This window comes from Psychrobacter frigidicola (assembly GCF_007997305.1).
Taxonomy (GTDB): Bacteria; Pseudomonadota; Gammaproteobacteria; order Pseudomonadales; family Moraxellaceae; genus Psychrobacter; species Psychrobacter frigidicola.
On record NZ_VORZ01000002.1, the window covers coordinates 488993 to 510929 of the forward strand.

19 protein-coding genes are annotated in these 21937 nt (G+C 42.3%); 15 read left to right on the plus strand and 4 right to left on the minus strand.

The window, feature by feature from the left end; genetic code table 11:
• The first annotated feature begins 35 nt into the window (after positions 1 to 35).
• Both ES754_RS08650 and glyA read left to right on the plus strand, forming a co-directional pair.
• Positions 36 to 566, plus strand: coding sequence for a chorismate--pyruvate lyase family protein (locus tag ES754_RS08650; RefSeq protein WP_147223773.1), 531 nt, complete (start codon positions 36 to 38; stop codon positions 564 to 566).
• Between the two features lie 356 nt (positions 567 to 922).
• Positions 923 to 2179, plus strand: a complete 1257-nt coding sequence (glyA, locus tag ES754_RS08655; protein ID WP_147223774.1) for a serine hydroxymethyltransferase — start codon at positions 923 to 925, stop codon at positions 2177 to 2179.
• 158 nt (positions 2180 to 2337) lie between these two features.
• On the opposite strand, the gene ES754_RS08660 is transcribed toward glyA, so the two are convergent.
• Both ES754_RS08660 and ES754_RS08665 read right to left on the minus strand, forming a co-directional pair.
• Positions 2338 to 3609, minus strand: coding sequence for a sodium/glutamate symporter (locus ES754_RS08660; protein ID WP_147223775.1), 1272 nt, complete (start codon positions 3607 to 3609; stop codon positions 2338 to 2340).
• Positions 3610 to 4043: 434 nt separating this feature from the next.
• Positions 4044 to 5345 carry a glutamate-5-semialdehyde dehydrogenase gene (locus ES754_RS08665; RefSeq protein ID WP_147223776.1) on the minus strand — a complete coding sequence of 434 codons (1302 nt, stop codon included), beginning with the start codon at positions 5343 to 5345 and terminating at the stop codon, positions 4044 to 4046.
• A gap of 548 nt (positions 5346 to 5893) precedes the next feature.
• Here ES754_RS08665 and ES754_RS08670 point away from each other — a divergent pair.
• The 12 genes from ES754_RS08670 to ES754_RS08725 all read left to right on the plus strand — a co-directional run bounded on the left by ES754_RS08670 (position 5894) and on the right by ES754_RS08725 (position 18710).
• Entirely contained in the window at positions 5894 to 6223 is a 330-nt protein-coding gene (locus ES754_RS08670; RefSeq protein WP_227677905.1) for a hypothetical protein, read from the plus strand.
• 302 nt (positions 6224 to 6525) lie between these two features.
• Entirely contained in the window at positions 6526 to 6990 is a 465-nt protein-coding gene (locus ES754_RS08675; RefSeq protein WP_147223777.1) for a hypothetical protein, read from the plus strand.
• 193 nt (positions 6991 to 7183) lie between these two features.
• Positions 7184 to 7975, plus strand: coding sequence for an ABC transporter ATP-binding protein (locus ES754_RS08680; protein WP_147223778.1), 792 nt, complete (start codon positions 7184 to 7186; stop codon positions 7973 to 7975).
• Between the two features lie 248 nt (positions 7976 to 8223).
• On the plus strand, positions 8224 to 9021 hold the full coding sequence (locus tag ES754_RS08685; protein ID WP_201538811.1) for a transporter substrate-binding domain-containing protein: 798 nt from the start codon (positions 8224 to 8226) through the stop codon (positions 9019 to 9021).
• Between the two features lie 76 nt (positions 9022 to 9097).
• The gene (locus ES754_RS08690) at positions 9098 to 10015 is read left to right on the plus strand and encodes a transporter substrate-binding domain-containing protein (protein ID WP_147223780.1); all 918 of its coding nucleotides are present in this window, start codon (positions 9098 to 9100) and stop codon (positions 10013 to 10015) included.
• Positions 10016 to 10088: 73 nt separating this feature from the next.
• On the plus strand, positions 10089 to 10967 hold the full coding sequence (locus ES754_RS08695; protein WP_201538812.1) for an ABC transporter substrate-binding protein: 879 nt from the start codon (positions 10089 to 10091) through the stop codon (positions 10965 to 10967).
• 430 nt (positions 10968 to 11397) lie between these two features.
• A complete protein-coding gene (locus ES754_RS08700) occupies positions 11398 to 12132 on the plus strand; it encodes an ABC transporter permease (RefSeq protein ID WP_147223782.1) in 735 nt (244 codons plus the stop codon).
• 13 nt (positions 12133 to 12145) lie between these two features.
• The gene (locus tag ES754_RS08705) at positions 12146 to 12871 is read left to right on the plus strand and encodes an ABC transporter permease (RefSeq protein WP_147223783.1); all 726 of its coding nucleotides are present in this window, start codon (positions 12146 to 12148) and stop codon (positions 12869 to 12871) included.
• Positions 12872 to 13134: 263 nt separating this feature from the next.
• Positions 13135 to 14928 (plus strand): DUF3616 domain-containing protein, encoded by a 1794-nt coding sequence (locus ES754_RS08710; protein ID WP_147223784.1) that lies wholly within the window; start codon positions 13135 to 13137, stop codon positions 14926 to 14928.
• Between the two features lie 172 nt (positions 14929 to 15100).
• On the plus strand, positions 15101 to 16147 hold the full coding sequence (locus ES754_RS08715; RefSeq protein ID WP_147223785.1) for a DUF3616 domain-containing protein: 1047 nt from the start codon (positions 15101 to 15103) through the stop codon (positions 16145 to 16147).
• 115 nt (positions 16148 to 16262) lie between these two features.
• Positions 16263 to 16988 carry a fumarylacetoacetate hydrolase family protein gene (locus tag ES754_RS08720; protein WP_147223786.1) on the plus strand — a complete coding sequence of 242 codons (726 nt, stop codon included), beginning with the start codon at positions 16263 to 16265 and terminating at the stop codon, positions 16986 to 16988.
• Positions 16989 to 17234: 246 nt separating this feature from the next.
• Entirely contained in the window at positions 17235 to 18710 is a 1476-nt protein-coding gene (locus tag ES754_RS08725; protein WP_147223787.1) for an alpha/beta fold hydrolase, read from the plus strand.
• Positions 18711 to 18882: 172 nt separating this feature from the next.
• On the opposite strand, the gene ES754_RS08730 is transcribed toward ES754_RS08725, so the two are convergent.
• Both ES754_RS08730 and hslO read right to left on the minus strand, forming a co-directional pair.
• Positions 18883 to 19539 (minus strand): hypothetical protein, encoded by a 657-nt coding sequence (locus ES754_RS08730; protein ID WP_147223788.1) that lies wholly within the window; start codon positions 19537 to 19539, stop codon positions 18883 to 18885.
• A gap of 99 nt (positions 19540 to 19638) precedes the next feature.
• Complete coding sequence (hslO, locus tag ES754_RS08735) at positions 19639 to 20580, minus strand: Hsp33 family molecular chaperone HslO (RefSeq protein ID WP_147223789.1); 942 nt, start codon at positions 20578 to 20580, stop codon at positions 19639 to 19641.
• Between the two features lie 349 nt (positions 20581 to 20929).
• On the opposite strand from hslO, the gene ES754_RS08740 reads away from it, so the two are divergent.
• Entirely contained in the window at positions 20930 to 21907 is a 978-nt protein-coding gene (locus ES754_RS08740) for a glutamate/aspartate ABC transporter substrate-binding protein (protein WP_147223790.1), read from the plus strand.
• Positions 21908 to 21937 lie beyond the last annotated feature (30 nt).

The window sequence follows — 21937 nt, forward strand, 5'->3', positions numbered from 1 at the left end:
TTAACTTATTAACTTTCAATTATTAGCCCGTTATTATGCCAAGTAACCGATATTCTAGCCCACTTTTATTCAGTGCCTCTCAATCGACTGCGCCTGCGCCTGCTGCGCTGTTGCCTTGGCTGAGCACAGATGGCTCATTAACGGCAATGCTTGAGGCAAAGTCTGGACAGCCGTTACTGGTGACGCGTAGCTTTGAGGGTTATCGGCCATTAACGCTCGCTCAAAAAAAGCAACTGGGGATACAAGGGCAAGCGCTCAATCGTCCGCTGCTGGCATGGGTAAGAGAGGTGCAGCTATATGGTGATGATGAACTACCATGGATTACGGCACAAAGTATCTTTCCTCTTAAGAGTTTGCAAGGGCGTGCACGACGGTTGCAGCAGCTAAAAGGCACGCCCATTGGTTATGTGTTATTTAAACGCAGCCGTACTTTACCCAATCAGCGTCTTATCCAGCATACTACTGAGGGTTGGCAGCGGCAAACGCGCTATGATTGGTATGGACGCAGGGTACTGATTAGTGAGACTTTTTTACCGCAGTTTTGTCAAAAGCTACTGGGCATTTAGAGCGGTAAATATTGGGCTAAAAAGAGTTAGCCAATTAGTCAGGTATTTGGTTAATACTTTATATGGTCAGTATATAAAAAAATGATTCTAATAAAAATTCATCGCAAAGATTAATTTTTTATTTATAAGATACTGATTTAAAAATAATTTTTCGTTAAACCAAAGCGATCTATTAGGCTTAAGCAAAGCCCAGTATCTTTATGCTCGTCACATAAAGTTTCATGTTACACTGGTTTTGCAGCAAAAATTAAGAAGCACGAATGCATCAAAATTATTGTTAAGTATAATAAGCCAATTTTAGGCAACTTCCCTCGAATAATCCTCCTCTAATAACAGTTAATATAAAGGACATAACTATGTTTAAAGATATCTCTATTAAAGAATATGATCCCGCTCTCTCTGCCGCAATGGAAGCTGAAAGCGTCCGTCAAGAGAATCATATCGAGCTTATCGCCTCAGAAAACTACTGCTCACAAGCGGTAATGGAAGCACAGGGGTCAGATCTTACTAATAAATATGCGGAAGGCTATCCGGGCAAGCGTTATTATGGTGGTTGTGAGCATGTGGACGTCGTTGAGCAATTGGCCATCGACCGAGCAAAAGAATTATTTGGCGCAGAGTATGTAAACGTTCAGCCGCACTCAGGCAGTCAGGCGAACTCAGCCGTATTCTTAGCCCTTCTTGATGCAAATGACACCATTCTTGGCATGAGCCTTGATGCGGGTGGTCACTTGACTCATGGCGCGCACATTAACTTCTCAGGCATCAATTACAATGCTGTGCAATATGGTTTAGTTGAAGAGACGGGTCTTATTGATTATGACCAAGTTGATAGCTTAGCGCGTGAGCATAAGCCTAAAATGATTATCGCTGGTTTTTCAGCCTACTCACAGGTTGTTGATTGGAAGCGTTTCCGTGATATCGCGGACGAAATTGGCGCGTATTTCTTAGTTGATATGGCACACGTAGCTGGTCTTGCCGCCACTGGCGTTTATCCAAACCCAGTACCGTTCGCTGACGTAGTGACCAGTACCACCCATAAAACCCTACGTGGCCCACGCTCAGGTATCATCATGTCACGTGATAATAAGCTTGAGAAAAAAATCAACTCAGCGGTATTCCCAGGCAACCAAGGTGGCCCGTTGATGCACGTTATCGCGGCTAAAGCGATTTGCTTTAAAGAAGCTTTAGAAGATAACTTCAAAACGTATCAGCAGCAAGTGGTCAAAAACGCGCAAGCAATGGCGAAAGTTATCATCGACCGTGGTTATGAAATCATCTCTGGTGGTACTGAAAATCACCTCATGCTTATCAGCCTAGTTAAGCAAGAAATGACGGGTAAAGAGGCGGATAAATGGTTGGGTGATGCACATATTACTGTCAATAAAAATGCGGTGCCAAATGATCCAAAATCTCCGTTCGTCACTTCTGGTATTCGTATTGGTACTTCAGCAGTAACGACCCGTGGCTTTGATGAAGCAGACGTGACAGAATTGGCTGGTTGGATATGTGATGTTCTAGACGGTCGTGGTGATGAGCAAGTACTTGCTGATACTCGCAAAAAGGTCGAAGCAATCTGTGCCAAAAAACCAGTTTATGCTAAGAATCAGTAAGATATTATTTAATAAGCTACTATTTTAAAAGCTATTATCTAATGAGCTAAAAACTAGCCTTTATAAGATTTAGTTAGATTGAATAAAAAAACCGCTTAGCTTATGCTAGGCGGTTTTTTTGTACTCTTCATTTCAGGTTTCATATTATCATCAGCTTACTAAAACGGTATTTTAGTGAATATCTGCAATACAGTAGCGTTAATAATATCGACAAAGAATGCACCAACCATCGGTACAATCAAGAATGCCTTTGGTGATGGCAAATAGCGATCCGTTACTGCCTGCATATTAGCAATAGCGGTCGGGGTTGCACCCATACCAAAACCACAATGACCTGCTGATAACACGGCAGCATCGTAATCCTTGCCCATTATTTTAAAGGTTACGAAGTAAGCATATAAAATCATGACTAAGGTTTGTACCAGTAAAATAATCAATACTGGGCCAGCTAAGTCGGTTAATTGCCACAGTTTCAACGATAGCAACGCCATTGCCAAAAATAGGCTCAAAGAGGCATTACCAATAACGTCAATTGCTCGGTCAAACATATCAAAATTGAACACCATGGTTAACGCATTACGAATAATCACCCCAGCTGCTAGTGCCCAAACGAACGTTGGTAGCTGGAACCAAGTGCCTTCTGCAACTATGGTCATGATATCAGCAAAAGCCAAAGCGGCAGCGAACAGTGCTAAGGTCTCAATCATAGATGAGGCCGTGATAAGACGAATATTATCAGGCTTCTCAAACATCTCTTCTTGTCTATGATCACCATCTTCATCATGTTTAGTGCTATATAACGACTGCGCGCCAGCGACTTTTTCAACGTTACTTGGATTAGGATTATCTGGAGTAGGCGTTAGGCCAAGATTTTTAATCAATCTGCGCGCCACAGGACCACCGACGATACCGCCAGCTACCAAACCATAAGTGGCAACAGCGATACCCAGTGTTGTTGCACCGACAACCCCATATTCTTCTTCTAACACAACGCCCCATGCGCCTGCCGTACCATGTCCACCAGTGAGTGAAATAGAACCCGTTACTAAGCCAAGTAAAGGATCAAGGCCAAGTGCACTTGCCATACCTACGCCAACAACATCTTGTAAGACGATAAATACCGATACCACCGCGAGAAAAATTAATAACGGTGTACCGCCAGCTTTAAGTCTGCCAAAATCAGCACTAAGTCCAATGGACGCAAAGAACATCAGCATCGTAGCTGTTTGCAACCCTTGGTGAAAGTTAAAACTATAGCCCCAGACTATATTGAGGGCATAAACAATCATTGCCGCAACCAAACCACCTACAACGGGTTCTGGAATATTAAAGTCTTCTAAGACTTTAATATTCTTAATCATAAAGCGGCCGAGTAACAGCACTAAAGTTGCAAATATCAGTGTGTAATAGCCGTTTAACGTTATTTCCATAAGGTGCTCCTTTTATAAATATAAATTAACCTAAATTCGAGATAGGGCTGGTTTTATCTCGAATCTAAGTTTTTGTAGTCATTAGCAAAAATGAATCATTTATCACAGTTTGTCATCACAGTCCTATGTTCACTCCAAATTCTGCGAAAATTGGCTTGGAAAACAGGGCTGCCGTATTGAGGTGTCTTAAATGGCTTTATTCATTTTGGCTTTGTATTGCATATGGTAACGCTATTGTAACGGTCAACGATGAAATAATATACAGTATCTGAAAATTCGAACTATGATTACATGTTTTACCACCCAACTAGAAGCTGTAGACTAAGCATAAAAAAACGCCAACACGAATGCTGGCGTTTCAGATAGTTAGTTATTTAGTATGCCCATTGACGCTTATACCCAATTATTAAGCATAAGTCATTAAGTTTAAGTTACTAGGCACGGGTTTCGCCATGACCATAGACAATCCATTTTTGTGACGTTAGACCTTCAAGTCCTACTGGGCCACGGGCATGAATCTTATCTGTTGAGATACCAATTTCCGCACCAAGTCCATATTCAAAACCATCGGCAAAACGGCTAGAGGCGTTAATCATGACGCTAGCGGAGTCGACTTCACGGATAAAGCGTTGAGACTTACTATAATTATCCGTGATAATCACGTCAGTATGATGACTGCCATGGGTATTGATATGCTCGATAGCCTCATTAATCCCTGCAACGATTTTAATCGCTAAAATAGGTGCTAAATACTCAGTATCCCAGTCTTCACTAGTAGCGGCTGATAGATGGCCGTTAAGCTTGGCATTATCATTCAAAATAGCTTGCGACTTATCATCAAGGCGCAGTTGCATGGCGTCATCTGCTTGCACAATCGCTTCGGCAATTTGTGGCAATAATTCATTAGCAATGGCCTCATCGACCAATAGTGTCTCCATGGTATTACAAGTGCCGTAACGATGGGTCTTAGCATTGACGCTAACCTCAATCGCAATCTTAGCCTCGGCATCACGGTCAATAAAGGTATGACAATTACCGTCTAGATGCTTGATGACGGGTACTTTTGCATCACGACTAATGCGTGCAATTAAGCCTTTACCGCCACGTGGGACAATGACATCGACATACTCGGTCATGGTAATCAGCTCGCCGACAGCAGCGCGGTCAGTGGTTTGTAATACTTGGACGCTGTGCTCAGGCAGTCCAGCATTTTTTAAACCTTGATGAATACATTTAGCGATTGCTTGGTTGGATTCGAACGCTTCAGAACCGCCGCGCAAAATAATGGCATTGCCTGATTTTAAGGCGAGGGATGCCGCCTCTAACGTCACGTTGGGACGCGATTCGTAAATCATACCGACGACACCTAGTGGCACACGCATTTTACCTAGGTGAATGCCTGACGGCTGATAAGTCATATCAGTGACTTCACCAATAGGGTCAGGCAAGGTAGAGACGTCTTTCAATCCTTGGAGCATGTCATCAAATCGATCGTCATTGAGCTCTAAGCGGTCAAGTAACGCCGCATCAAGATTATTTTTTTGACCATTATCCATATCAATCTTATTGGCAGATAAGATATCTGACTTAGCAGTGACCAACTCATCAAAAATCGCCATTAAAGCGGCGTTTTTATTGCCCGTATTAGCAGCAGCAAGGGCTCGTGAAGCGGCGCGTGCTTGTTGACCAACGGTTTGCATATAAGCAGTAATATCTGTCGTATTCGCTTGACTCATAAATCAATTTCCTTATGTTTATAAATGGGTAATAAAGAGTTGTGTACTCTTTATCATCACTGAATATTAAGCAAAAATAAATGTTGCTAAAAAGGTAGTAAGTAATTTACTCAATAAAGAAGAGGCGCCCAAACAGGCGAAAAATGTGTTTAATACCAGCAATAATTGGCAAAAGTGAGGAATTTAACGCCTTTATGGCGTCATGCTATGTAACATAGAGGAGATTAAGGGGATAGTAAAGACGATTTTGTGAACAGCTGCCATTATCAAATAGGCTTTTAGCGGCTTTAAAGACTGTTTAAAATGTCTCCTATTTTAAATATTTTCTAGATAGTGATGGCAGTCACGTTATTCTATTTCGCTTCTTTCTCCATTTCCGTTCTTCCTGCTTATTTTTATTCTACAGTTACGCGTTCTCAACATAATCATGCTGCAATTACTAAGGTAGCTACATTTTTTTGTTAGTATAGTTAAACGTCAAATTACTATGACATTGCTTAGGTTCTAAAGGCTCTAGCAATGTAAATCACACATGAGAGGAAACTATTATGGCACAGACAACGATGAATAATAATGCGGCAGTGACCAATCACAAAAAATGGCTATTGGTTACGCTAGCCGCAGCAGCATTGACACTGAGTGCTTGTGGCAAGAAGGATGATTCTGCGCTGCAAAGCGAACCAGGTGTCGATGCCCAAACTTCTGTAGAGCAAGAAGCGACTGGTGTGGCGACGGCTAATGATGATGTCGCAGTTGCAAGCGCCAATGATGGCATGGCAAGTGCTGATATGACTAATGACGATGTGGCAGTGGCGACGGCTGATGATTCAGAGATAATAGACGGCACCGAATCAGAAGAACACGTCTCGACGTATTAATATAGCAAAGAGTCTTCAAAGCGTCCTGCTATAAAAAATGCAGCTCACAGCCAATCTTTACCTTGTAGTTTATTCCTGTATAAAAAGTGAGAACACTAAAAATAAAGCTTAAATATCATTAGCTATAATCTCTACTTATTGATTATCTTTAAGTAGAATTATAGCTATTATTTTAGCTTGGGTACTATTTTCGCCTCAATAGTGTACATTGATATATATTGATGAGGTTCTATTGGTTAACGCTTTAATTAGAGATATAGATTTGATGACTATGGATATTAAATAGAAAATGGAGAGTCTACATGACCCTAAATAGTGTAAATAGTTTGGTAAAAGCTGATGTGAACGTGGATAACGTCACCCAGTCACCATCTGTTAGTAAGAGTTTATATAGCAACCACAAGAAACTGCTATTTGTCACGCTGTCGGCAGCGTTATTAACTATGAGCGCTTGTGGGAAAAAAGATGAGTCAACTATTGAGGGTTCAGCCTTAGAGATTGATTCTCAAACGTCCGAACAAGAAGCCGCTGCTGAAGTAGAGAGAGCTAGCGAGCCGATGCATAGTAACCGTGAAGAAAGTGCTATCCTGCCAAGTGAAGATATGCCCGAAAATACTGGGGCTGTATCTGAGGATGGGGCAATAGTAAGCGAAGATATGTCTAATAATGAAGTAGGTATCAATCGCGCTGAAAATTCTGGAACAGTAGACGGTAACGACGTAGAAGAAGAGGTAATCGAAATAGAAGAGCAGGACTCAACTTATTAAGATTTTTTATCCTAAAGCGATTTACTTTAGGGCAAGCGATTAAATTTATCGCATACAGCGACACATCGCGCTTGAAGATGTTAAAATATAGCTCAGATATGCATCAGCAGTTTGGGCTATTTTTATACCTGTATTACTGCTCATAAGTTTATTCATATGTTTTTATTCACAATTATTGGAAGTCTGCTAAACCATGCCTGATATTGCCAAAAATTCGACTCGTCCTATTGCTTTAGATCTCCAAGATATCCATAAAAGCTTCGGCTCCTTGGCGGTATTAAAAGGGGTATCACTCACTGCCTATGATGGTGATGTGATTTCTATTTTGGGCTCATCTGGCTCTGGGAAATCCACCTTGCTGCGCTGTATCAATATGCTTGAAAAGCCAAATCAAGGGCGTATTTTTATTGGTAATGAAGAGCTGATACTCAAACCGACGAAATCGGGTGAAATGCAAGCGGCTAATATCAAGCAACTGGAAAGCTTGCGCGCGCGCGTGGGTTTTGTGTTCCAAAACTTTAACTTGTGGCCCCATAAAACAATTTTGCAAAATATCATCGAAGGCCCAACGCAAGTCTTAAAGATAAAAAAAGATCAGGCGATTAGTGATGCCGAAAAGTTATTAGATAAAGTCGGTCTGCTCGATAAAAAAGACGCTTATCCCGCCAATTTATCTGGTGGACAGCGTCAGCGCGTAGCTATTGCCCGTGCGCTTGCGATGCAGCCACGGGTTTTATTATTTGATGAGCCGACGTCTGCCCTTGACCCTGAATTGGTCAATGAAGTGCTCGCGGTGATGCGTGAGCTGGCAGAAGAGGGTCGTACTATGCTGATTGTGACACATGAGATGCGCTTTGCCCGCGAAGTATCTAGCCAAGTGGTGTTTTTGCATCAAGGTGTCATTGAAGAAATGGGGACACCAGAACAAGTCTTTGATAACCCAAAATCAGAGCGCGTGCGAAATTTTATGGCATCGCATCGCTAAGCATGTTTTTAACTGTCTATTAATATAGTAGCACCTTAGCCTAATTAGATATCCATAATAAACGGTCTATATATAGATCGTTTATTACCGCTTAATGACAGTCAATATCTAAAACGTTTGTTTTTGATTTTTGAGTGAGGTATTATCGACGAGTTTATAACCTGTCAATACTGTTACTGTTTTTGTTGTCTGGCACGGACGCCAGAGGGTAAAAACATCAGCAACACCTATCAGAAACTAAGGAATGTATGATGTCGACTTCTCGTCTATTGTGGTCATCGATGACCCTCACCGCCGCCCTAGCGCTTAGTGCCTGTAGCCCTTCTCAAGATAGTAACGTTACCAGTGACACGGCACAGGCTGACGGCAGTGCTGGTAAAACTTTGCGTATTGCTACAGAAGGTGCGTATCCTCCTTTTAACTATACCAATGCCGATGGTAGCCTTGCAGGTTATGATATTGATGTCGCTAATGCCCTGTGTGAGCAGATGCAAGCCAAGTGTGACATTGTTGCTCAAGAGTGGGATGGTATTATTCCCGGTTTATTAGCGCAGAAATACGACGCAGTGGTCGCAGGGATGTCTATCACGCCTGAGCGCCAAGAAAAAGTCGATTTTACCGAACCTTATTTTGCCAATACGATGGTATGGCTGACCGATACTAAAGGTGGTTTTGATTCTAAAGTAATCAAAAATTTAACCCTTGGTGGTCAGCGCTCAACGACACCTGGCGCTTACTTGCAAGACAATTATGATGGCAAAGACGGCAACACCGTACAGCTGTATGACAATTATGACAACGCTTATTTAGATTTAAAGTCGGGTCGTAGCGATGCCGTATTGGCCGAAAAAGTCTCTGCCAAATCATGGTTAAAAGACAACTCTACTGGTTTCAGCATTGTTGGTGATGAGATTGACAATAAAGACAACATTGCCATTGCTGTGCGTAAAGGAGATCCACTACGCGATGACTTTAATAAAGCACTCAGCGAGATTCGTACCAACGGTAAATTAGCGCTCCTTGAGCAGGCGAATTTTGGACAATAAACGGTAATTCAGCAGATGATAGGTCAATAAGCTGCGGATCAATAGACTGCGGGTCAACTCATAAAGGAATAATAAAATGTCAATTTCAATCACTCATAAAGCCTTGTGGCTGGCCCCGCTTAGCGCCGCTATGCTGATGCTGGCAAGCTGTAGTAATAGTTCAACGCCAGAAGATGGCGCGGCCATCGATGCCGCTGCTGATGGTGCTCCAATGACGATAAAAATAGCGACAGAATCCAGTTATAAACCTTTTAGTTATACCGATGCTGATGGCAAGCTTATTGGCTATGAGATTGAGCTGGTTGAAGCCCTTTGCGCGCAAATGAAAGCGGATTGCGATATCATCTCGCAAGACTGGGATGGCTTGATTCCGGGCTTAAATGCCCAAAAATTTGATGCGATTATGGCGGGTATCTCAATCACGCCTGAGCGTCAAGAAGTAATCGAATTCTCGGATCCCTACTTTCATACCAGTATCATTTTAATTGGTAAAAAAGGTGACGATGTCAGTATTGATGCCCTCAAAGGTCAGCCTGTTGGCTCACAGCGTGCAACGGTTGCCTCGCAGTATTTGCAAGATAAGCATGCCGAAGCGGATATCAAACTTTATGACACTCAAGACAATGCTTATTTAGATCTGACCTCAGGTCGCGTTCGCGCGATGATGTCAGACAAAGTTACGGGTATCGATTGGTTAAAAACGCCCGCTGGCAAAGATTATGAAGTTAAAGGACAAGAAATCAGCACTGACGAAGATGCAATGGGCATTGGCTTTCGTAAAGGCGATCCTTTAGTGGCTAAATTCAATAAAGCGTTGGCTGAGATAAAAGCCAATGGCACTTACGATCAAATCTCTGGCAGCTACTTTGGTACTAGCTCTACGGCTGCCGCGCAAAAAGCAGTCGCGAGCAGCGATGTCAAAGACGTATTGGTGATCGAGGAAGATAATGCTGACCTTAATGATATAAACGTTGACACTGTTACTGCTAAATAACGTTATGCAAAAGTGGTAATTAACGGATTATCGTAAACCGTCTTTTTATTGAGTAAGCAAGTCAAGGATGACTATGAGCAAAGTTTTAACCCCAATTTTAGCAAGCGTGGCTGCTGTAAGTTTAACACTAGCAGGCTGTAGTAATAATCAGGACAGTGTTGATAAAGGCGCTACAGATGCTACAAACACTACCGCCGCTACGACGGGTGACGTGCTACGCATTGGTACAGAAGGGGCGTATGCGCCTTTTAACTATACCAATGCTGATGGTACGCTTGGCGGCTTTGATGTTGATATTGCCAATGCGCTATGCGCGGACATGAACGTCACTTGTGAGATCACCGCGCAAGACTGGGATGGTATTATCCCAGGGCTAAAAGCAGGTAAGTATGATGCGATTGTGGCGGCAATGTCAGTGACACCTGAGCGCGCGCAACAAGTCAGCTTTACCGAGCCGTACTTTAGTAATACGTTGGTGTTTTTGGCCAAAAAAGACAGCCCCTTTGACCCAAGTAATGACAGCGATATCAATGCGCATTCGATTGCGGCTCAGCGTGCTACCATCTCCTCTCAGTGGTTTGAAAAAGCGTATCCAAAAGCGAATATGAAGTTGTATGATACTTTAAGCAATGCATTTTTGGACTTAGGGTCAGGTCGTGTTGATGCGATGATATCTGATAAACTGCCGGCGTTGCAGTGGCTTGGTTCGCCATCTGGTAGCAATTATAGGCTTAAAGGTGATGAGATTGATATCAATGATAACTTTGCGATTGCCGTGCGTCCAGGTGACGATCTGCAAGCAAAGATTAATCAATCGCTCGCCAATATCAAAGCCAATGGTACTTACGATAAAATCAATCAACAATACTTTGCGGTGCCAGTAGCCGCTAATACTACGACAGTAGTTACTGAATCTTCTGAGCCTACAAAAGAAAATAGTACTGGAAAATAATTGCCAAATATAAAGCAGCTATTAAGTACAAAGTAGATATTGAGAAGCTGATAAAAGGATATTGCCGCTCGGTGGTATCCTTTTTATCTTTGTAATAAAGAATGGTCGTCTTTGGTAAAGCTTACCTATAATAAAAAATTGACTGTGCAGTATTGTTAAATATGCCTTATTTATAGTGTTTTTAAACTAATAAGTGTCTATTTGAGCACCGCTTTCGCGTGCAAGCAGTAACATGGCACGCCGTGAATATGATAGAATAACGGGTCGTTTTTACCGCGTCAATCGGCCATACCTTGATATCTGCCTAATGAGTGCTAACAATTTGCTGCGTTATGCGGACAGAAAAAGGCTGTATTTACCAATTTAAGTATCGCTTCTTTTCATTGCTATTTTGCTAGCTGACTACTATAAAGAGACTGAGTGGACATTTGTGTTTGATTTACAAGGATTTGGCGCGCTATTACTGAGCGGCGCAACTGTCACCATTAAACTTGCCGCGACTAGTGTCGTCATAGGCATGATTTTGGGGCTCCTCGGTGCCACAGCCAAGCTATCTAATGTCTGGCTGCTGCGCAAAATTGCGACTGTGTACACGGCAACGATGCGCGGTATCCCTGAGCTGCTATTAGTACTGTTCATTTACTACGGTGGCTCTATGCTGCTGATGAGTATCCTCAAAAAGTTCGGCTACAATGAGTATGTTGAGATCAGTGCGTTTTGGGGCGGGGTAATGGCACTATCTATCGCTTTTGGGGCTTACGCGACCGAAATATTTCGGATGTCCATTCAAGAGATTCCGATAGGTCAAAGTGAAGCGGCACAAGCGATTGGCATGCGTCCACTGCAAACTTTTTATCGTATTACGTTACCGCAAATATGGCAAATCGCGCTACCGGGCTTAGGTAATTTATTTTTGGTACTGCTCAAAGATACGGCGTTGGTTTCAGTAGTTGGTCTAAAAGACATCATGTATCAGTCATCGCGTGCGGCTCAGTCAACGCAGCAGCCATTTACTTTTTATATGGCAGCCGCGATTATTTATTTGGGGCTGACCATGCTGATTACTGGCTTTATGATATGGCTTGAATGGCGTGCCAATCCCGCAGCGCGTTATACCAAAAAGCTGAATCGTCAATCAACCAACCGTCAATCGACCATAGGGTAGAGGAGAGACACTTATGGATTGGAATTGGCAGGTTATTTTTGATCATATCCCAGACTTGTTAGGCGGTGCGGTCTTGACCGTGCAGTTGGTCGTTATCTCCGGTATTATTGGGCTATTTTTTGGCTTAATTTTAGCGCAACTGCGCTTGTCTAAAAGCTGGGCGGTGCAGATATTACCCTTCTCTTATATTTTCTTTTTCCGTGGCACGCCGCTGTTGGTGCAAATCTTCTTAATTTATTACGGTCTTGGGCAATTCGAAGCCGTTCGTAATTCTTTTTTATGGGAGCCAGTACTGAGCCAAGCGTACTGGTGTGCCATCATTGCGTTTACCTTGAATACTAGCGCCTATTTAGCAGAGATTATTCGCGGCGCCATTCAGACTATTCCTGTTGGTGAGCTTGAAGCAGCGGATGCGATTGGCATGTCAAAATGGCAGAAGCTAACACGCATCACCTTGCCGCGTGCTTTTGGTATTGTGATTCCTGCCTACAGTAACGAAGTGATTTTTATGCTTAAAGGCAGCGCCTTAGCATCGACCATTGCCTTGATGGATATCACCGGCGTTGCCCGTACTATCAGTGCACGTACTTATACTTTGATGGAGCTGTTCTTTGCAGCAGGTATCGTTTACCTGTTGTTATCTTGGGTGATTTTATTCAGTTTTAGATTGTTTGAAAAACGAATGAATCGTTACATGACCTATGTGCCGCCAGATGTGGTCACACATACCATTCCTTAATTATAATATTAGCTTTTGAGAAACGATATTGTGAGTAACCCAATAGATTAACACCTTATTAATGTTATTAATCTATCGGCGAGAGGACATCAACCTATTCAGATGAGGTGGCGAATTTTAAGTCATATCTCATCCTAATCAGGTTGCTCATTTGAACTGTTCCATTATTAAAAAGTAGGTGAATTTTGAACAAAGAGCTGAGTAAAGATTCGAGTAATAATTTAAGTGAAAGTTTAAGTGAAAATCTGAATAACGAGTCGAGTGTGAGTTTAAACAAAGAGCCGAGTGAGAGTGTAAGTAAAGACTTAGACCAAGGTCTGAATAAAGATTTAGATGAAACCCTAATTGTGAAAAAAAAGAAGAAAAAGAAGAAAAAAGCGCAGTCAGAGATGACTGAAAAATCGTTTGAAGAGTTTCTTAAAAAGCTGATTAAAAAAACGAATAAAGAATCGTCTAAAAAAACCAGCGGGAAAGAAAAAGCCGCTGATGTTGATCCCAATGTCCAAGCACCGCTAGGAACCTCAAAAGCGGTCGAAACCATGTTTCGTAACGCCTTGCGCACCGAACTTGACTTGATTGCACTGGCTGCAACCAAAGCCAATATCATGATTTCGATGAACGGCATTATTATTTCCGCCCTCATGATTTCTGGGGCCTTTATCTTCGTGTCGTCAGCATCCTTTCTGATTCCGGCAGCCATGTTCATGTTTACCGCTGCTGCCTCGATTTTCTTTGCTATTCTCGCAGCTTCTCCAGAAAAAGCGCATTACTTTACTGGGTTTTCCAATTGGTTTAAAGCATTCATTAAGCGTGATGCTAATTTTCGCGATTTTCGTGGATTTTTGGCACGTGCCAACCGCTCGTCAGATGGTAAAGTCAATCTGCTGATTAATAAAGATCGTATGCAATTGTCTCGTGAAGAGTATTGGGAACGCATGCAAATTATGATGCGTGACCGTGATGAGACTTATCATTCCATGAGTGATCAGTTGTATTGGCTTGGTCAAATCGCTGCGCGCAATGGTAAAATGCTCAATATATCGTATTCTATCTTCCGCTGGGGCATGCTGGCCTCTGTATTGGCATCGATACTCTTAAAAGCAGTACTGTTCTTTTATCCAGCGGCAGCCTCAGATGTTCCGCCACAATTGGATGCCATGGGCATGGGCACGCTAGTAGGTGTTTATGAGCCTTCAGCCGTTCAGCAACTTCCTGACGGTCGCGTGTTAGTGGTTGAAGATGAAGAGCAGCGGGCGATGAACCTTATGACGGTCGCACCTGATGGCAGTTTGAGTGAAAACGCGGTGGCAAGCTTACAGCTAACACGTAGTTTTGGCCGCAAGCTGAATGACTTAGAAGGCTTAACTGCCGATGATAAAGGCTTTATCTACGCCATCACCTCACACTCGTCAGATACCAGCGGCAAACGTGAGACTACTCGTGAACAACTGCTACGCTTCCGTATCAATGGCAATATAGCTGGGGACATCTCGGATGTGAATACGTTGCGTGATGAGCTTGTGAAGTCGCCGGTTCTTGATGCCGCGTTTAAAGCGCGCATGAATACTAGTGTGAACTTTGATGAGCTCGATATCGAAGGCTTGGCTTATGACAACAGCACCCACTCGCTGATGCTTGGCTTGCGTGCACCAATGGCAGGAAAATCGTCCATTATTGTGCCTATCATCAACTCAGATGAGATGTTCACTAATAAAGTGCCTCCTGTATTTGGTCAGCCTATCTTCCTTGATTTGAACGGTGGCGGTATTCGCTCATTGTATTTTGACCCTGTTTTAGGGCTGTTCGTCATTGCTAACGAAATTAATGATCCCGCTGGCAATAAACAGGCGCAAATTTGGACGTGGACAGGTGATCCTAAAGACAAGCCGATGAAAATAGACACACCTGAATTAGCAGCGCTAAAAAATATCGAAGCCATTGATACTATTACCGCCAACGGCACTATTAAAATGATATTTATGGCAGATGAGGGCGATGCCAAAAAAGGCGTTCATGCCAGATATGTGATGTTGGATTATAAGAAATTTACGCAGTAGGTAGTATCAATCGGTTGTAAGTTTCGAATGTTACCAAATAATTACCAATAACGTTCATTATGTCAATTAAATAGATTGTGTGGTTACGTTAAACCACATAATTTATTTAATGACACACATCATCTCGTTTTATAATAAGTCTTATCAATAATGTTTAGCATGAGACGCTATTATGAGCCAAATGCAGTCACCAATTATTTCTTCTTCAGTTCTTCGGTTAGCAATAATTGCCTCAATTTTGTCCGTTGTGATTATCAGTCTATTTTTATTTTTCTATCCAAGTAGCTCGGTAAATGCAGCAGAAGCGTCGCCAAGTCTGAATGATGGCTTAGGAACTTTTAGCAATATTTATGAGCCGTCAGCCGTATTGCAGCTTCCTGATGGTCGAGTGCTGGTCGTTGAAGATGAAGAGCATCGGGCGCTAAATATTTTAACAATTTCGGACAAGGGTAGCTTTGTTGAAAATGCGGATGCTAATCTTAAGCTTAGCCAAGGATTTGAGCACAAGCTTGATGATCTAGAAGGATTAACTGCCGATCATAATGGCTTTATTTATGTTACTACCTCACATTCTTCACTGAAAAATGGTAAGCGCAGACACAACCGTGAACAGCTGATACGTTTTCGCGTAAACGGTGATACGGTTCAGGATGTCAGCACGGTCAAAACATTGCGTGATGAATTGACCCAATCAAAACCGATCATAGCGGCGATTAAAGCAAAAACGGGTAAGGCGCCTGATTTTGATACGCTGAATATAGAAGGCCTAACGTATGCCCATAAAACCGATGATTTACTGCTTGGCTTGCGGGCCCCAATGGCAGGAGAATCGGCCATTATTATTGCTATTGAAAACCCAGCTGAAGTATTCGAAACTAACGCCGCGCCCATATTTGGCAAGCCTATTTTTCTGAACTTAGAGGGTGGTGGTATTCGCTCACTGCATTTTAGTACCATTTTAAATAAATACGTTATTGCCAACGAAGTTCCAGATGCCAAAGGTAAAAACTATTCAAAAATATGGACGTGGAGTGGTAATCCTAAAGACGCGCCGGTATTTATTGACCTACCTGAACTCTCAGATCTAAAGAACATCGAAGGTATTGATTCAGTGAAAGTAAATGGGGTTGCCAAACTATTATTTACCGCAGATGAAGGTGATGAGAAAAAGGAAATCCCTGCTAAGTATCGCTTTGTAGATGAAGCTAAGTTTAAATAGCCGTTATTTACCAAGTCTCTTATTCACAATAAAAAATGCTATTTATAAGGGATAATTATTATAAATAGCACGTCATAAATAGTAGTAAAACAAAGTTTTCTAGTGAGAGTCCATTATGAATCAATCCCCACACACGTCCATGGCTGAGTTGATAGTAGATAGCGTTAGTGCTATTGACGAAAAGGCGGTTAATGCTGATGCCAATCGTAACTCGCAGAGTACTATCGGTAAGGTCGTTTGTGTTGGGCGTAATTACGCGGCTCATGCTCATGAATTGGGTAATGAGGTTCCAACCTCACCATTGTTATTTATGAAGCCTGCATCGTCTGTGGTTACTGTGCGAGATAATATTGTGCGTCCAAATCCCGGCATTTTTGGTGAGATGCATTATGAGGCGGAGCTATGTATTCAATTGTCGGCAAACTTGAGTGCGGCAACTGTTGAGCAAGTACAGCAAGCGATTGGTGGTGTGACTTTGGGGCTGGACTTAACCTTACGTGATTTGCAAAGTAAGCTGAAAGACAAAGGTCAGCCATGGGAGCGTGCCAAGTGTTTTGATGGCGCTTGTGTGCTTGCTGATTGGGTCGAACCGCAAGCGTTTGGCGATTTTAGCCAAGTGCACTATCAACTTTATATTAATGATACGCTAAAGCAAGATGGCGATAGTGCGTTGATGCTGTTTCCCGTATACGAGTTGCTCGCTGAAATTAGTCATGCGTTTAGTCTGCAAGCAGGTGATGTGATTATGACCGGCACGCCAAGTGGTGTTGGCATATTGCAAGCGGGTGATGAGCTCAAATTAGTACTGGGCGCGCACGAATGGCAAACACGCGTGGACTAAGACTTTGCATGATATTTGCCGCTAATAAAAAATCCCAAGTCGACGCTTGGGATTTTTTATTGTGAATTAGGAAAAGTAGAGGAGAGCTAAAGCGTAGGCTGTGGCTTTTAAATAATACCAGCCTCTTAATTATTGTAGTAACACATCTCACAACAAGCCTACCTATAAGCCGAATCATTCTCTTCTTTTTAACCCATTTACAGGCTAGTATGTATCGCAACCCTTACCTTTAAAAATGTCAAAATTATGCCCAACCAAAAGCCAATCGATACCATCCATGATCTATTCGCTCACACTCAGGACGAACCGGATGCTAAATCCAGCAAAGATTTTCAGGATAATGTTTATGAGCAACTGGCTGAGCTTGATTACATTTATGTGGATAAGCAAGCAGCATTAAGTGTGGATGACAGCGACGCATGGTCTAAGGCCGCATCTGATGTGCCGATCTCTTTAGCTGATGTCTTTGAAGGGGTAGCTCAGCTTGCCACTATGGGTGTGGTTGAAATCACTGATATTGTAGAAGCCATCCACCGCGAGATTATTTTACGGCCGTTAGGTCGATTTAACGAAGGCAGTCTAACGAAGTGGCAGCGTGGTATTACTGGCCGAATCTACGGTACGGTACGCAAGGCGATGTTCTTAGTAGGTAATAATCTAGTATCAGGGCTGCGCCTGTATAACAATATGTCAACGCCAAAAGACGAGCAAACATTACCTAGAAATCTAAGACGACTTATCAATATCTTAAATGGGGTCATGGGTGACCACCTGGTTACTCATAATAATCCTCTTGCGGTCTCGATGGTTCTATACAATAGACAGTGTCAGCTACAACATCAAAAATTGTCAGGGCGTATTATTATCTTATGTCATGGTCTCTGTATGAGCCATTTAAGCTGGCATGTCTCCAAAAATAATAATCTAGGTGAATGCATTCTGCGCAGTCAGCCGACATCTACTGTTTTGTACCTTAATTACAATACGGGACGGCGCATCTCAATTAACGGCCGCAATTTTTCTAGAGTATTACAGGACTTAGTAGATAATAATCCAGACGTCAGCCAGATTGATTTAGTGGGTCATAGTATGGGTGGTTTGGTTGCTCGTAGTGCGCTGTTTTATGGTAAACAACAAGGCTTTAACTGGGTGCAACGGGTTGGTAATCTCATCACCCTTGGCTCACCGCATCATGGCGCAAGCTTAGAGCGTATTGGCAATTACGTGCAAGATAGGATTGCTAAGCTTCCTTTTGCAGGCTCATTGGCAAAACTGGGCGACTTACGTAGTGCAGGTATTATCGACTTACGGCATGGCAGTATTCGTGACGCTGACTGGCAGTCTGTAGAAGGGCGTAGTGTCCTTCCACGAGAATTTCGCCATCCCACGCGTCTACCTTTGCATGTTCGTACCTACTTTATTGCCGCCACCTTGGTTGAGGGTCATTATGATTCGAAGGCAACAAGCTTACTGGGTGATGGTTTGGTTATGATAGAGTCGGCGCTCGGTGAAGATACGGGTGAGCATACTTTGTCTGTACCGGAGGGGCATAAAGCTATTTTTTATGGGGTCAGCCATTACAACTTAATCTATAACGATAGGGTACATGAGCAAGTCGTTGCATGGTTATTGGATAATGGGCAGAGTGACACCAATCAGATGTATCAGGCGCTTAGCTCTTGTATACATTCTTATCCCAATGATTTGGCTGTGGTGGTTTAGAGGGTTCAGCAGTACTTTATATTTGAGTGAAAGTAGAGTGGGTTAGCGTTGAAGTCTGAGGTTTCAGTTCCAGAATAACAACTACAATTAATAGAGTAGAGTTATACATTACCTAACCGAATCTATGATGCTTGAAAATCTTGTTTGTTGGAGTTTTATATTATTGTATGCACTAAAGATTATATTTTTTACGCAAGCTTAGTATATCACTATCGATATTATTAAGTAGTTTGTCCCAATTCTCAGTATTTTCCTCCATAAATCTTAATATGTCATCGTATAATTCATTATCTGCTAGAAGTTGTGCAGATTCTTCCATCTCTCGTGCCAAAGCGCTAAAATGGCTCCATCTTTGTCTTCTGTCGTATTCACCACTGCTTTTTTCTAGAGTAAATTTTTTATTCCATTCATCAAAGTTGACTAGAAGATCATCAGACCAATAAATACGATTTTTTTGAATATGATTACGTATCTTCAAAACTATTTTAGCTTGGAATTTATTTACCCTTTCAGTTACATCAAATGGATCAGGGACAAAATTATCGATAGCTGAAACGTAGTCATATCTAAGATTAGCTAACTTAATATATGCATCCATTTTAGCTGTAAAAAAATTTGTGTAAGCCTTTTGAGAAATTTGATGAAAGTGTTCACCTCTAGATAACAGTTTTTCATGGTCTTGTTCAAGACTCCTTAAACGCCCATCAATAGCTGCTTGTTCATTGCGCCCAATTCTTTCAAGGTAAATTTTACCAAGATAAATAATGAGTCCACCTAAAACAGCATTACCACCCAAATTGATAATTAATTCTTGCCAAAACTCACTCATAATTTATACCAATATTTTAAAAGTTAAGTATAAAACTAAAGAAACCCTCAAGCATCACACTCAAGGGTTTTCTTTAATTACTCAGGTTTAAGCAGTTAACTAAGCAAATATCTCGGCAACGTTGTCTTTATCAAAACGATAAATCTCACCGCAGAACCCGCAGTCCATCTCAAGTTTACCGCCTTGCTCATCGCAAATCTCTAATGCCTCGCTTTCACCAATCTGTTCTATCGCTTGCTCACATTTCTCTTTTGAACAAGTACAACCAAACTCTAGCGCTACAGGTTCTGGCAATACCACATCTTCTTCATTGTATAAGCGATATAACAGCTCGTTAGCGGGCAAGGACGTTAGCTCTTCAGACTTAATCGTACGCGTCAATACGGATAGACGCGGCCATAAATCATTGTCGACGTGCTCTTGCTCTTCATCGTCACGACGTGGCAATAATTGAACCAAGATGCCGCCTGCTTGCAAGCCGTCTGAGGCCAGATTAATCAGGGTTGGAATCTGCGCTGATTGTTTTTGATAATGGGCTAAGCAGTCCGCTAAGTTGTCATGACTGCGCTCGACGATACTTTGATAAGGGTCGCCGCCTTCAGGCTGAATATTAATAAATAATACGCCTTGATTCGGCGTACCAAGTTCAGCAAATGCCTCATTGGCGCTGGTCATTTTGTCCCACGCTTGGACTTGCTCATCCGTATCGGCTTTCCAGCTGGCAAGCGCGCGGATAACACCAGATTGGTCACATTCGGCCATGGCCCAATTGAGTAGGCTGTCGCTATCTGAGGATTGCAATTGCAAAGATAGGCGACCTTCAACTTTGACCGTGCCGATAAGTAAGCTCGCGGCAGTCAACATCTCACCCAATAAGCGTTTGATGGCTTCTGGATAAGGTTTTTGGGCAATAGTATTGGCGTAACTGCGTGACAGACGCACCACATCACCACGTACTGGCGATTCTTGGATAAAAAAGCGTTGACGCACATCGTTGTCGATAGGGTTCGCGGTTTGGTTTTCTACATTAGCTTGAGTCATAAGTCAGGTATATGTTTAAGAAGTTGTTAACTTTATGGGGATTATTCACGATTTATCAATAATAGTAAGGTCTATATTTTTTGATAAGTCGCGCAGTTTATTGCTCAATAGGCGCAGCTAATTAAGCCACCCGCTAAAAAACATTGCTACTGTCGACAAAATTGTTGTACAGTAACATTAAGTTGCATGACAATAACTCATAGTAACAGCACGGATGCACGGCAGTGATATTAATTCAATGATGTTAATCGCTAGATGCAATTAGCAGCATCTATGCGTCTATTAATGGTTATCTTAATTTTTAATACTTCTCTCAATTTTGTAACGATGTGATAAAAGGATATATCTCATGAATTACGCGATCACCAAACCAGTAACCTTAGCAGTCTTTATGGCATTGGGCTTAGCCGGTTGTAATAATAGCAGCCAAACCGCCAATGATGACATGCCAGCAGATGGCGCGACCACCGAGGCAGCTGCAAATGCTAATGGTACGCTACAAAAAATTAAAGACTCTGGCACTATCGTCGTCGGATATCGTGACTCCTCAATTCCGTTTTCTTACATCGCTGATGATCCCAATCAGCCGATGGGTTATGCGCATGATTTAGAGATGAAAGTGGTCGAAGCGGTAAAAGACAAGCTGAATATGCCAGACCTAAAGATTCGTTATAACCTAATTACCTCCCAAACGCGTATTCCGTTGGTACAAAACGGCACGGTAGATTTTGAGTGTGGCTCAACTACTAATAATATTGAGCGCCAAAAACAAGTGGCTTTCTCAAACGGCTTTTTTGAGATTGGCACACGCCTATTGACCAAAACCAACTCTGGTATTAAAGATTTTACCGACTTAAAAGGTAAAACTTTGGTCACCACTGCCGGTACGACCTCAGAGCGTTATATTCGCCAATATAATGATGAGAAAAAGATGGGTACTAGTATCATCTCAGCCAAAGACCATGGCGAAGGCTTCTTAATGCTAGAGAGTGGTCGCGCTGATGCCTTTATGATGGATGATGTGTTGCTCGCAGGCGAGAAAGCCAAAGCGAAAAATCCTGATGAGTGGGTGATTGTTGGTGAGCCACAGTCGTTTGAAATCTATGGCTGTATGATGCGTAAAGACGATCCTGAATTCAAGGCAGTCGTTGACGACGCGTTGACCAGTGTCTTTAGCTCAGGTGAGATTAATAGCATCTATGACAAATGGTTCTTAAATCCAATTCCACCTAAGAACGTCAATCTAAAATTTGAGATGTCAGATAACTTAAAAGCCTTGATTGCCAGTCCGCATGATAGTGATCAGCCAAAAGCCGTTGCGCAGTAACGCAGCTTTGTCGCTCAACAACATGTGCTT

Bases quoted from the DNA above. Each gene is read 5' to 3' on its own strand.
- ES754_RS08685 (WP_201538811.1), top strand. From the start codon at position 8,224: ATGATGTCGACTTCTCGTCTATTGTGGTCATCGATGACCCTCACCGCC.
- ES754_RS08695 (WP_201538812.1), top strand. From the start codon at position 10,089: ATGAGCAAAGTTTTAACCCCAATTTTAGCAAGCGTGGCTGCTGTAAGT.
- ES754_RS08730 (WP_147223788.1), bottom strand. From the start codon at position 19,539: ATGAGTGAGTTTTGGCAAGAATTAATTATCAATTTGGGTGGTAATGCT.
- ES754_RS08740 (WP_147223790.1), top strand. From the start codon at position 20,930: ATGAATTACGCGATCACCAAACCAGTAACCTTAGCAGTCTTTATGGCA.
- ES754_RS08715 (WP_147223785.1), top strand. From the start codon at position 15,101: ATGAGCCAAATGCAGTCACCAATTATTTCTTCTTCAGTTCTTCGGTTA.
- ES754_RS08665 (WP_147223776.1), bottom strand. From the start codon at position 5,345: ATGAGTCAAGCGAATACGACAGATATTACTGCTTATATGCAAACCGTT.
- ES754_RS08660 (WP_147223775.1), bottom strand. From the start codon at position 3,609: ATGGAAATAACGTTAAACGGCTATTACACACTGATATTTGCAACTTTA.
- ES754_RS08680 (WP_147223778.1), top strand. From the start codon at position 7,184: ATGCCTGATATTGCCAAAAATTCGACTCGTCCTATTGCTTTAGATCTC.
- ES754_RS08720 (WP_147223786.1), top strand. From the start codon at position 16,263: ATGAATCAATCCCCACACACGTCCATGGCTGAGTTGATAGTAGATAGC.
- ES754_RS08650 (WP_147223773.1), top strand. From the start codon at position 36: ATGCCAAGTAACCGATATTCTAGCCCACTTTTATTCAGTGCCTCTCAA.
- ES754_RS08675 (WP_147223777.1), top strand. From the start codon at position 6,526: ATGACCCTAAATAGTGTAAATAGTTTGGTAAAAGCTGATGTGAACGTG.
- ES754_RS08725 (WP_147223787.1), top strand. From the start codon at position 17,235: ATGCCCAACCAAAAGCCAATCGATACCATCCATGATCTATTCGCTCAC.
- ES754_RS08670 (WP_227677905.1), top strand. From the start codon at position 5,894: ATGGCACAGACAACGATGAATAATAATGCGGCAGTGACCAATCACAAA.
- hslO (WP_147223789.1), bottom strand. From the start codon at position 20,580: ATGACTCAAGCTAATGTAGAAAACCAAACCGCGAACCCTATCGACAAC.
- ES754_RS08690 (WP_147223780.1), top strand. From the start codon at position 9,098: ATGTCAATTTCAATCACTCATAAAGCCTTGTGGCTGGCCCCGCTTAGC.
- glyA (WP_147223774.1), top strand. From the start codon at position 923: ATGTTTAAAGATATCTCTATTAAAGAATATGATCCCGCTCTCTCTGCC.
- ES754_RS08705 (WP_147223783.1), top strand. From the start codon at position 12,146: ATGGATTGGAATTGGCAGGTTATTTTTGATCATATCCCAGACTTGTTA.